This window comes from Variovorax sp. P1_H2, from assembly GCF_056405295.1.
Window position 1 is genome coordinate 80,590 of sequence record NZ_JBFUCJ010000010.1, and the last position, 11,321, is coordinate 91,910.

At 67.1% G+C, this 11,321-nt stretch carries 12 protein-coding genes; 6 read left to right on the forward strand and 6 right to left on the reverse strand.

Annotated features, from left to right (window positions below):
- Nucleotides 1-12: 12 nt before the first annotated feature.
- The 4 genes from AC1D2E_RS06180 to AC1D2E_RS06195 all read right to left on the reverse strand — a co-directional run bounded on the left by AC1D2E_RS06180 (nucleotide 13) and on the right by AC1D2E_RS06195 (nucleotide 5,307).
- On the reverse strand, nucleotides 13-1,596 hold the full coding sequence (locus tag AC1D2E_RS06180; protein ID WP_478196585.1) for an ABC transporter substrate-binding protein: 1,584 nt from the start codon (nucleotides 1,594-1,596) through the stop codon (nucleotides 13-15).
- A 27-nt stretch (nucleotides 1,597-1,623) separates the two neighbouring features.
- A complete protein-coding gene (locus AC1D2E_RS06185) occupies nucleotides 1,624-2,877 on the reverse strand; it encodes a M20 aminoacylase family protein (RefSeq protein WP_478196586.1) in 1,254 nt (417 codons plus the stop codon).
- Between the two features lie 2 nt (nucleotides 2,878-2,879).
- Nucleotides 2,880-3,857: an ABC transporter permease gene (locus tag AC1D2E_RS06190; RefSeq protein WP_478196587.1), complete on the reverse strand. Its 978-nt coding sequence runs from the start codon at nucleotides 3,855-3,857 to the stop codon at nucleotides 2,880-2,882.
- A gap of 166 nt (nucleotides 3,858-4,023) precedes the next feature.
- Nucleotides 4,024-5,307, reverse strand: coding sequence for a porin (locus tag AC1D2E_RS06195; protein ID WP_478196596.1), 1,284 nt, complete (start codon nucleotides 5,305-5,307; stop codon nucleotides 4,024-4,026).
- Between the two features lie 281 nt (nucleotides 5,308-5,588).
- On the opposite strand from AC1D2E_RS06195, the gene coq7 reads away from it, so the two are divergent.
- Entirely contained in the window at nucleotides 5,589-6,218 is a 630-nt protein-coding gene (gene coq7, locus AC1D2E_RS06200) for a 2-polyprenyl-3-methyl-6-methoxy-1,4-benzoquinone monooxygenase (protein ID WP_478196588.1), read from the forward strand.
- A 1-nt stretch (nucleotide 6,219) separates the two neighbouring features.
- On the opposite strand, the gene AC1D2E_RS06205 is transcribed toward coq7, so the two are convergent.
- Complete coding sequence (locus AC1D2E_RS06205; RefSeq protein ID WP_478196589.1) at nucleotides 6,220-6,669, reverse strand: OsmC family protein; 450 nt, start codon at nucleotides 6,667-6,669, stop codon at nucleotides 6,220-6,222.
- Nucleotides 6,670-6,919: 250 nt separating this feature from the next.
- Between AC1D2E_RS06205 and ilvA the strand changes: the two genes are divergently transcribed.
- A complete protein-coding gene (gene ilvA, locus AC1D2E_RS06210) occupies nucleotides 6,920-8,470 on the forward strand; it encodes a threonine ammonia-lyase, biosynthetic (protein ID WP_478170700.1) in 1,551 nt (516 codons plus the stop codon).
- Between the two features lie 44 nt (nucleotides 8,471-8,514).
- Here the strand turns inward: ilvA and AC1D2E_RS06215 are convergent, their stop codons facing one another.
- Entirely contained in the window at nucleotides 8,515-9,006 is a 492-nt protein-coding gene (locus tag AC1D2E_RS06215) for a type II secretion system protein N (protein ID WP_478196590.1), read from the reverse strand.
- 64 nt (nucleotides 9,007-9,070) lie between these two features.
- On the opposite strand from AC1D2E_RS06215, the gene gspG reads away from it, so the two are divergent.
- The 4 genes from gspG (at nucleotide 9,071) to AC1D2E_RS06235 (ending at nucleotide 11,121) form a co-directional block, all read left to right on the forward strand.
- A complete protein-coding gene (gene gspG, locus AC1D2E_RS06220) occupies nucleotides 9,071-9,511 on the forward strand; it encodes a type II secretion system major pseudopilin GspG (RefSeq protein WP_478196591.1) in 441 nt (146 codons plus the stop codon).
- Nucleotides 9,486-9,989: a prepilin-type N-terminal cleavage/methylation domain-containing protein gene (locus tag AC1D2E_RS06225; RefSeq protein ID WP_478170697.1), complete on the forward strand. Its 504-nt coding sequence runs from the start codon at nucleotides 9,486-9,488 to the stop codon at nucleotides 9,987-9,989. The genes gspG and AC1D2E_RS06225 overlap by 26 nt, the downstream gene beginning before the upstream one ends.
- A gap of 116 nt (nucleotides 9,990-10,105) precedes the next feature.
- Nucleotides 10,106-10,471 carry a type II secretion system minor pseudopilin GspI gene (gene gspI / locus AC1D2E_RS06230; protein WP_478196592.1) on the forward strand — a complete coding sequence of 122 codons (366 nt, stop codon included), beginning with the start codon at nucleotides 10,106-10,108 and terminating at the stop codon, nucleotides 10,469-10,471.
- Nucleotides 10,471-11,121 carry a PulJ/GspJ family protein gene (locus AC1D2E_RS06235; RefSeq protein ID WP_478196593.1) on the forward strand — a complete coding sequence of 217 codons (651 nt, stop codon included), beginning with the start codon at nucleotides 10,471-10,473 and terminating at the stop codon, nucleotides 11,119-11,121. The genes gspI and AC1D2E_RS06235 overlap by 1 nt, the downstream gene beginning before the upstream one ends.
- Nucleotides 11,122-11,321 lie beyond the last annotated feature (200 nt).

An 11,321-nucleotide genomic window follows, 5' to 3' on the forward strand; every position in this document is an offset into this window, starting at 1 on the left:
CAGACAACGGACTCAAGGCTTGATGCTCATCCACTTGAAGAACATGAAGTTGTCGGCGAGCTGGGTCAGTTCGACCTTCTTGCTCACGCCCCAGGCCAGCGACTGCTGGTGCAGCGGCAGGTGGCCGACGTCGTCCGCATGGATCGTGAAGGCTTGCTTGATCAGCTCGTTGCGCTTGGCCTTGTCGGTCTCGGACTGGATCTTCTTGGTCAGTTCGTCGAGCTTGGGATTGCAGTAGGCGCCGAGGTTGAACTGGCCCGTGCCCTTGTCGTCCGGACAGGCGGTCAGCGACGACAACGCGTTGTGCGAGTCGTAGGTGGTCGGGGTCCAGCCCAGCAKGTAGAAGCTGGTGTCGCGGCGCAGGATCTTCGGGAAGTAGGTGCCCTTGGTCTCGGTCGCGAGATTGATCTTGACGCCGATCTTCGCCAGGTTCGAGGCCACGCTCTGGCAGATCTGGCCGTCGTTCACGTAGCGGTCGTTCGGGCAGTTCATCGTGACCTCGAAGCCGTTCGGATAGCCGGCCTCGGTCAGCAGCTTCTTGGCGGCGTCGACGTCGTAGGGCAGGCGCTTGTCCTGCTCGGCGGTCCAGCCGTTGATGCCCGGACCGACCAGCAGCGCCGTCGGGCGCGAGGCGCCGCGCATCACGGTCTTCTGAATGCCGACGACGTCGATGGCCTGATAGAAGGCCTGGCGCACGCGCTTGTCCTTGAACGGGTTCTTGCCCTTCACGCTCGAGTACAGCAGCTCGTCGCGCTTCTGGTCCATGCCCAGGAAGATGGTGCGCAGCTCGGGGCCGGCGATCACGCGCGCATCGGGGCTGGCCGTGATGCGCGCGATGTCCTGCACCGGCACCGGCTCCATGACGTCGACCTGGCCCGACACCAGCGCGGCGACGCGCGTCGAGGGATTGGCGATCGGCGTGAAGATCACCTCTTGCGCATTGCCTTCGATCTTGCCCCAGTAGGTGGGGTTGCGGGTGAACACGGTGCGGACGTCGGGCTGGCGCTCGCGCACGCGGAAGGGCCCGGTGCCGTTGGCCTTGAAGGAGGCCGTGTTCTCGACGCCCTTGCGCTTGTCGACCGGCTTGGCGGCGCCGTTCTCCTCGCACCACTTCTTGCTCATCATCATGGTCAGCGAGATCACGTCGGGCAGGATCGGGAACGGACCGGCGGTCTCGATCTCGACCGCCAGGTCGCCGACCTTGCGCACTTCCTTGACGTCGCTCAGCGTGGCCTTCAGGTCGGAGCCGTCGCCCTTGGCGCGGGCAAAGCTGAACACCACGTCGTCGGCCGTGAACGGCGTGCCGTCGTGGAACTGGACACCCTTGCGCAGTTCGAAGCGCCAGACATTGGGCGAGGTCTGCTTCCAGCTGGTCGCCAGCAGCGGCGCCAGGCTCAGGTCCTTGTTGCGGCCGACCAGGGTCTCATAGACGTTGGAGGTGACGCTGAGTTGCAGCGATTCATTGAGCGAGTGCGGGTCGAGCGACAAGGCGTCGCCCTGGTTGGCGATGCGAATCGTCTGCGCACCGGCCATCAGGCTCGCGGTCGCCAGCACGGACAGGATCGCGGCCGCGACCCCACTTTTCTTCAGACTCATGAGAAGCACTCCTCGGGTTGGAAAGACTCAGGTTGCCGTCGTGACGGCCCTGGTTTCTGATTTGCCGGCCTTGGCGGCCAGCGGCATGCCCTGCTCCACCAGGCCCGCGTGCAAGGCGGCGCCCAGGGGCAGGATCTCGTCGTTGAAATCGTATTTGCTGTTGTGCAGGAAGGCGCCGCCGCGGGCGTCCTGCCCGATGCGCAGGTAAGCGCCGGCTTTCTTCTGCAGCATGAAGGAGAAATCCTCGGCACCCATGCTCGGCTCCATGTTGCGCTCGACGTTGTGGGCGCCGACCAGGGACTCGGCCACGTCGCCAGCGAACAGGGCTTCGGGCGCGGTGTTGATGGTGGCCGGGTAGATGCGCTCGAATTTCACCTGGGCCGTGGCGCCGAAGCCCGCGGCCACCGCCGCGCAGAGCTCCGCGAGCCGCCGCTCGACCTGCTCCTGCACGCGGGAGCTGAAGGTCCGCACGGTGCCGACCAGCGTCGCCCTGCCCGGCACCACGCTCATCGCGCCCAGGTCGCCCGCCTGCACGGCGCAGATGCTGACCACCGCGGCGTCGATCGGACGCACGTTGCGCGACACGATGCTCTGCACCGCGGTGATGATGTGGGCCGAGACCACCACCGGATCGACCGTCAGGTAGGCATGGGCGCCATGGCCGCCCTTGCCCTCCACCTCGATCGTGATGCGGTCCGCCGCCGCCATCATCGCGCCGCGGTTGATGCCGACGGTGCCGGCCGGCATGCCGGGCCAGTTGTGCATGGCGTAGACCGAATCGACCGGGAAGCGGTCGAACAGGCCGTCCTCGATCATCACACGGGCACCGGCGAAGCCTTCCTCGCCGGGCTGGAAGATCAGCACCGCGGTGCCGTCGAAGTTGCGCGTCTCCGCCAGATAGCGCGCCGCACCGACCAGCATCGCGGTGTGGCCGTCGTGGCCGCAGCCATGCATCAGGCCTTGCTTGGCCGAGCGCCATTCGAAGTCGTTGTCCTCGCACATCGGCAGCGCATCCATGTCGGCCCGCAGGCCGATCATGCGGCCGCTGGCGGTCGAACTGCCGTGGATCACGCCGACCACCCCGGTCCTGCCGATATCGCTGTGGATCTCGTCCACGCCGCAGGCCTTCAAAGCCTCGCGGACGCGGCCCGCGGTGTAGATCTCCTCGAAGCCGAGTTCGGGATGCGCATGCAGATCGCGCCGGAACGCGGTCAACTCGGGATAGAAGCGCGCGATGTGCGCGAAGGGCCTGCCGGCCGCCTGCAGTCGTGATTCGGTCATCTTCAATGGGCTCCGCTGCCGATCCTCAATCTCGGATCGACCACGAAGTAGAGCAGATCGACCACGAGATTGATGACGACGAAGATCAGGGCGATCAGACACAGGTAGGCGGCCATCACGGGAATGTCGGCGAAGGTCACGGCCTGGATGAACAGCAGGCCCATGCCGGGCCACTGGAACACCGACTCGGTGATGATCGAGAAGGCGATCAGGCCGCCCAGTTGCAGGCCGGTGATGGTCATCACCGGCACCAGCGTGTTCTTCAGCGCATGGCCGAAATGGATCGCGCGGTCGGAGAGGCCGCGTGCCCGCGCGAACTTGATGTAGTCGGTGCGCAGCACCTCGAGCATCTCGGCACGCACCAGCCGCATGATCAAGGTCAGCTGGAAGATCGCCAGCGTGATCGCCGGCAGCACGATGTGCATCCAGCCGTCGGACTTCAGCAAGCCGGTGCTCCACCAGCCCAGTTGCACGGTCTCGCCGCGGCCGAAGCTCGGGAACCAGCCCAGGTGCACCGCGAACACCAGGATCAGCAGGATGCCGATCAGGAAGGTCGGCAGGGAGACACCGAGCAGGGACAGCGTCATGAAGACCTGGCTCGTGAAGGTGCCGCGCTTGAGCGCGGTGTAGACGCCCATCGGGATGCCGATGACGAGGGCCAGCACGGCGGCGACCAGCGCCAGTTCGAGCGTGGCCGGGAAGCGCTCGCCGATCAGGCGCGAGACCTTGGCGCCCTGCCGCAGGCTGAGGCCGAACTCGCCCTGCGCGGCATTGAGCAAGAAGTGCCAGAACTGCACGAAGAAGGGCTTGTCGAGCCCCAAGGCAGAGCGCAGCTCGCGGATCTGCTCGGGCTTGGCGTCCTGGCCCAACAGGAAGACGACCGGGTCGCCCACGTACTGGAAGAGGAGAAAGGCGAAGAAGGCGACCGCGACCATGACGATCACGGCCTGGATCAGGCGGCGCAGTACGAAAGCAATCATTCAGAAACAATGGTGTCCAATGATGCTAGCAGAGCAATCTGCGTGCCCATGCGGGGGTTCCCCGGGGGTGTGCGGCATATTCATTTCGGCAAAGAAAAAAGCCACTCGACTTTCGTCGAGTGGCTCTTAAGACTTCCCATTGATGCTGGCTTGCGCCAGCGTCAGATCAGAAAGCGTGACGCAGACCGAAGTCGTAACCCGTCGAGTTCTTCGGGGTCAGGATGCCGCCGTTGATGGTGCCGCCGGTGAAGCCCGCGCTACCGCCGACGAGCAGGTCAGCACCGTCCTTGTTGCTGATGCGCGCCACCGTTGCGTACAGGGCCGTGCGCTTCGACAGGTTGTACACGTAGCCGAGGGCGAACTTGTCAGCGCTCGGTTCACTGCGCACGCCGAAGACCTGGTTCAGAGCACCCAGGGTGTTGCTGTAGTCGACGGCCGAGTAGGCAACGCGGATCAGACCAGCACCCAGAGGCACGGTTGCGCCGAGCAGCCAGCCCTTGGCCTTGGGATCAGCCACGCCGAAGGCGCCAGCAAGGGTGATCGTGGAGACGTCGTTCTTGAGCTTGGCATCCGAGTACTCGCCGAACACCTTGACCACGCCGAAGTCGTACGACGCGCCGATGTTCCACGTGTCGAGGTTCTGCGTGATGCCGCGGTAGTAGTTGCTGGCCACGGTGGATTCACCGTACGCCAGAGCGACGTCCAGCGGGCCGTTGGCGTAGCCGACGCGACCACCGACGTAGCGGCCGGCACGTGCGTTGTTGCCAATGGCTGCGAGTGCCGGGTTCGTGATGACCGCGGCAGCGCCAGGAGGCGTGACGGTACCCGGATCGTACGAGACCTGCTCGTTGAACGCGTACATGACCTGGCCGTAGAAGCCACCCAGGTTCGGCGGCAGGAAGTAGCCGACCGAGTTGCTGGCGCGGACGTACTGGTTGTTCGCGGTGAAACCGTTGGTGCTGGCGCCGCTGGAGCTGAAGCCGTTGGCCGTCGAGATCAGGTTGGTACCCACGCCGTTGGTGCCGAACGGATCGAACACGGTGTCGTTCCAGAACGTCGGGGTGTAGTCGCGACCGATGCGCATTTCACCGAAAGCGCCCGACAGGCTCACCGTCGAGCGACGGCCGAAGCTCAGGCCATTGCCGCTCACGGAGGGGGAATTGCCATTGCCGGCACCGGTATCGTTCGCGATGCCGGCTTCGAGCCAGAAGCTGGCTGCCAGGCCACCACCGAGGTCTTCCGTGCCACGGAAGCCCAGACGGCTGGAGTTGTAGCCGTTGGTGGATTGAGCCCATTGGCTTTGCTTCACGCTGCCGCCGAACGCGTTTTCCGACTTGTTTTCGTAGTAGCTGACGCCAGCGTCAAGCACACCGAACAGCGTGACGRACGATTGAGCCGAGGCGACGCCGGCAACAGCCAGAGCAGCCAGGGCAACTAGAGATTTTTTCATTGCAAGTTTCTCCAAGGTTAAACATAGGGCTCCGGTGCGAAGGGCTCACCGTGACTGGCACTTAGTGCTCCCACCGGACCCCGGGCCAACCTCCTTTTGGGAAGTTGTCGCTATTGCACCAGAGCCGCTCCGGGAGGGCAAAGCAAATCGCCCGAAAACGCGGCTGGGCGAGGCGTTTCGTTGCAGCGGTGCAACAAAGCTTTGGGACCTTCGCTGCATCGCAATGTGAAACGAGATCCGAGCTTCCATGTGACATTTTGTACATCGGTTCCAATCGCTTCATGAACCGATCGCTCGACTCCGTCCTGGCAGTGGCAGACGCGGCGCTGCGCACCTTGTTCGCCAAACCGCATTCGACCCGGCCGTTCCCTCGGCCCGACGCGCCGCCGGGGACGCTGAGCGAGGCCGAGCGGCACGAGGCCGGCGCCCTCATGCGGGTCAATCATATGGGGGAAGTCTGTGCGCAGGCTTTGTATACGGCACAGGCCGCAGTCACCCGGGATCCGGCGCTCCGGCGGCATTTCGATGAAGCGGCCCGCGAAGAAACCGACCACCTGGCCTGGACCCAGCAGCGGCTCGACGACCTGGGCAGCCACGCATCCGTGCTGAATCCGCTCTGGTATCTGGGGGCTTTCGGGCTCGGGCTGGTCGCGGGCCGACTCGGCGACGCCACCAGCCTCGGTTTCGTCGCCGAGACCGAACGCCAGGTCGAGGCCCACCTGGACGGTCACCTCGATCGGCTCCCGGCGGGCGACACCGCGTCCCGGGCCGTGATCCAGCAGATGAAACTCGACGAAGCCCGGCACGCCGCCCAGGCCTGGAACGCCGGCGCCACGGAACTGCCTGCGCCGGCCAAGGCGCTGATGCGGCTGGCGTCCCGGGTCATGACCACGGTCGCCCACCGGGTCTGAATCAGACCTCGACGAGGTCGAAACTGGTGGTGATCTCGGCCGTCTTGCCGAGCATGATGGTGGCCGAGCAATAGGTGTCGTGGCTCAGGGCGATCGCGCGCTCCACGGCCGCGGCGGGGATGCCCTTGCCGGCCACGGTGAAATGCATGTGGATCTTGGTGAATACCTTCGGATCCTTTTCGGCCCGCTCGCTGGTCAACTTGACGCTGCAGCGCTCGACCTGGTGCCGCCCGCGCTTCAGGATCAGCACGACGTCGTAGGCGGTGCAGCCGCCGGTCCCGGCCAGGACGGTCTCCATGGGCCGCGCCGCCAGGTTCTGGCCGCCGTTTTCAGGCTTGGCGGCATCCTGGGCGCCATCCATCAGCAGGACATGGCCGCTTCCGGTCTCGGCGACGAAGCCCATGGCCGATCGCGTGCCGGCGTTGCCGGTCCAACTTACTGTGCATTCCATCTTCGACTCCGAAAAGTCGCCCAGCGGGCCCAGAAAGCTCCGCGCGACGTGATTTAGTGTTCAAAAAAAGCAACGGGCGTGTTGCATTGCAGCAATCAACCGATATACTTTATTTCATCGCACATCGACATATGTGCACCGGTTGTCTCCTCCACCCTCCCAATTGGTGGATTTAGCCCCGGGCCGCAAGGCCCGGGGCTTTTTTCTTGGGCGCTGGCCAAGCCTCGGCGAGGCCTATGATCGCGGCCCTATGTCCTCCCCGACTCCGCCCCTCACCCCTGCCGACTACCTCAAGAAGATCCTGACCGCGCGCGTCTACGACGTGGCGGTCGAATCGGCCCTCGAACCCGCGCGGGCGCTGAGCGCCAGGCTGGGCAACACGGTGCTGCTCAAGCGCGAGGACCAGCAGCCCGTGTTCAGCTTCAAGCTGCGCGGAGCCTACAACAAACTGGCGCACCTGAGCCCCGAGCAGCTTGCCAGCGGCGTGATCTGCGCATCGGCGGGCAACCATGCGCAGGGCGTCGCACTGGGCGCCCACAAGCTCGGGACGCGGGCCGTGGTGGTGATGCCCGTGACCACGCCGCAACTGAAGATCGACGCGGTGCGCGCGCTCGGCGGCGAGGTGCACCTGCACGGCGACAGCTACTCGGACGCCTACGGCTACGCGCTCGAGCAGCAGAAGCTGCACGGGCTGACCTTCGTGCATCCCTTCGACGATCCGGACGTGATCGCCGGCCAGGGCACGATCGCGATGGAGATCCTGCGCCAGCACCAGGGCCCGCTGCATGCCGTCTTCGTCGCCATCGGCGGCGGCGGCCTGATCTCCGGCGTGGCCAACTACATCAAGGCGGTCCGCCCCGAGATCCGGGTGATCGGGGTCCAGATGAACGACTCGGACGCAATGATGCAATCGGTCGCCGCGCATCGGCGCGTGACCCTGCCCGACGTCGGCCTGTTCTCCGACGGCACCGCGGTCAAGCTGGTCGGCGAGGAGACCTTCCGCATCTCGAGCGAACTGGTGGACGAGTTCATCACGGTCGACACCGACGCAGTCTGTGCCGGCATCAAGGATGTCTTCATCGACACCCGCAGCATCGTCGAGCCGGCCGGCGCGCTCGCGGTGGCGGCAATCAAGCAGTACGTCGAGGCCCGCGGCACGCGCGGCGAGACCTACGCAGCGATCCTGTGCGGCGCCAACATGAACTTCGACCGGCTGCGCTTCGTGGCCGAACGGGCCGAGGTCGGCGAGGAGCGCGAGGCGCTGTTCGCCGTGACCATTCCCGAGGAGCGCGGCAGCTTCCGCCGCTTCTGCGAACTGGTCGGGCAGTTGCCGGGCACCTCGCGCAACGTGACGGAATTCAACTACCGCATCAGCGACGCGAAGGAGGCCCACGTGTTCGTCGGCCTGACGACCACGGCGCGCGGCGAATCGACGACGATCGCAAGCACCTTCGTGGCGCACGGCTTCGGCGCCATCGACCTCACGCACGACGAGCTCGCCAAGGAGCACATCCGCCACATGGTGGGCGGCCGCAGTTCGCTGGCGCAGGAGGAACGGCTGCTGCGCTTCGTGTTCCCCGAGCGGCCCGGCGCGCTGTTGAAGTTCCTGAGCTTGCTGCGGCCGAACTGGAACATCAGCTTGTTCCACTATCGCAACCAGGGGGCCGACTACGGGCGCATCCTGGTCGGACTGCAGGTGCCGCCGGCCGACAACGAAGCTTTCGACGAGTTCCTGCGGACCCTGGGCTACCCCTTCGTCGAAGAGACCGCCAACCCCGTCTACCGGCTGTTCCTGAACTGACTCGCCCCCAGATCGGGCTCGCCGCGTGCAGCCCGGGGCATGCCTCAGTTTTGCGGCGGCAACGGCGCGGGCGGCGTCATGGTCGCCAGCGGCCGCGTGGGCAGTTGCAGCGTGAATGCAGTGGCCGAATCGGCGCTGGCACCGAGGGCGGCGGTCCGGGCACCAAGCGACTGCAGCACGAAACCGTCGGCGACCGCGGCGCCGACGCGGAAGGGCCGCGGCGGCTTGCCGTCAACCGCGATCAGCGCCACCCCCTGCTGCTCCGCATCGGCGACCACCCCCAGCAGCACGAAGCGGCTGGCCGCTTCGGGGGCCGCGGCCACCGCGGCCTGCGCCGGCACGGCGCCAAGCACCCGGGCCACCGCGGCCGGGTCGAGCGCGACCTGCGGCGTGCCGGCCGCCGCCGGAGGTGCCGGCGCATCGGAAGGCGCCGCCAGCCGGAGGCCCCAGAACACGATGCTCCCGGCGGCCAATGCCCATACGGCGGTCGTGGCAACGGCCGAGGGCCAGCGGGCGGGTGCGTAGGGGACTGACATGAGGCCGGATTATCATTCAGCGAACGCGGCCAACGCCGCCCTCTCACGCTTCCATACGCCGTCAATGCCCATCTTCATCCGCTCTTCCGCCCGCGCACTGCAACGCGGCTTCACCTTGATCGAGCTCATGGTGGTGCTGGTCATCATCGGCGTGCTGGCGGCGCTGATCGTGCCGAACGTGATCGAACGGGCCGACGACGCCCGCGTCACCGCGGCCAAGACCGATGTCAACAACCTGATGCAGGCGCTGAAGCTCTACCGGCTCGACAACCAGCGCTACCCGACCGCCGAGCAAGGACTCCAGGCCCTGCTCACGCGTCCTACCAGCGGCCCCGCGGCGCCGAACTGGAAACCCTATGTCGAGAAGCTGCCGAACGACCCCTGGGGCCGGCCGTACCAGTACATGAATCCGGGCATCAAGGGCGAAATCGACGTGCTTTCGCTCGGCGCCGATGGCGAGCCCGGCGGCGAAGGCAAGAATGCCGACATCGGCAGCTGGCAATAGCGCGCGCTGCCGAGGGCGCGTTGGCGCCCGTCCCGGTGCGGCCGGCTTCACGCTGCTCGAATTGCTGGTGGTGATCGCGATCATCGCGCTGGCCACCGCAGGCGTCGGCCTCTCGCTGCGCGATTCCGGCCAGGCGGCGCTCGACCGCGAAGCCGAACGGCTCGCCGCCCTGCTCGAATCGGCGCGCGCCCAATCGCGCGCCAGCGGCGTCGCGGTGCGATGGCGCGTCACGCCCGAAGGGCCCGGCAACTTCAGCTTCGACGGCCTGCCGGCCGGCGCCTTGCCGACAGCCTGGCTGGCCGAGGGCATCACCGCGCAGCCGATCGGCGTCGACGGCCGGGCCGCGGGCGCCTTGCAGCTGGGACCGGATCCGATCATCGCGGCGCAGCAGGTGCTGCTGAGTTCGCAAGCAGCGCCCGACCGCAGCCTGCGCATCGGCACCGACGGCCTGCGTCCCTTCACGGTCGTCGCGCCATGAGACGCCGGGCCGCTCCCAAGGCGAATACCGCAGCGCTGCTGCGCGAAGGTACTCCGTTGAGACGCCGGGCCGCTCCCAAGGCGAATACCGCAGCGCTTCTGCGCAAAGCTTGCCCAATGAGCCGCCGGGCCGCGCGCGGCTTCACATTGATCGAGGTGCTGGTCGCCCTCGGCATCGTCGCCATCGCGCTGATGGCCGGTACCCAGGCGACCCTGGCGCTGACGCGCAACGCCCAGCGCCAGTCGGACGTGATGCTGGCCCAGATCTGCGTCGAGAACGAGTTGATCAAGGCCCGGCTGGCGCGCCAGATGCCGCCCGTCGGCGATGCCGGCACGGTCTGCGTACAGGCCAACCAGAGCTTCGGCGTGACGGTGTCGACCACGTCGACGCTGAATCCGAATTTCCGCCGCGTCGACGTCCAGGTGCGCGATGCCAACGAGGCGTCTGTGCTGCGCCAGTCCACTGTCGTGGGGCGCTACTGATGAAGCGCAGGCTGCTCGGCTTCACGTTGATCGAACTGATGGTCGCGATCGCGGCCATGGCGCTGCTGGCGCTGATGAGCTGGCGCGGCCTCGATGCGATGGGGCGCGCGCAGGCGCAGAACCGGGAACGCGGCGACGCCGTGCTGACGCTGCAGACCACGCTGGCGCAGTGGGGCGCCGATCTCGATGCGATGGTGGCGCTGTCGCAGACCTCCGCCATCGACTGGGACGGCCGCGTGCTGCGCCTCACGCGGCGCAGCACCGACAGCGCGACGCCGCTGGTCTTCGTCGTGGCGTGGACATTGCGCTCGGACCCCGCGCGCGGCACGCACTGGCGGCGCTGGCAATCGCCAGGCTTCACGACCCAGGCCGAATGGCGACAAGCCTGGGCGCAGGCCGCCGCGTGGGCAACCGATGGCAGCAACGACACCGGCGGGGCGGACGTCGAGCTGATCCCGCTCGACGGCTGGCAGCTCGCCTATTTCCGCAACAACGCCTGGACGCCGGCCGTGAGCGCCGAGACGCTGGGCGCCGCCGCGCCGCTGCCCGACGGCATCCGCCTGGTCCTGAGCCTGCCGCAGGGACCGGCCCTTGCGGGCCTGATCACCCGCGACTGGGTACGGCCCAGCTTGACGGTGCCGAAGTCATGAGGTCCCCTGGAAAGCCGAACCAGGCCGACGCCGAGCCGCCTCAGGAGGCAGCGACCACGCGCGGTGGGGCCCGTGGGGGCCCAGGCCGGCGCCGGGCCGCCCCAAGGCGGCCTGCAGCCCCCTCGGGGGGCAGCGACCCACACGCAGTGGGGGAGCGTGGGGGCTCAGGCCGGCGCCGGGCCGCCCCAAGGCGGCCTGCG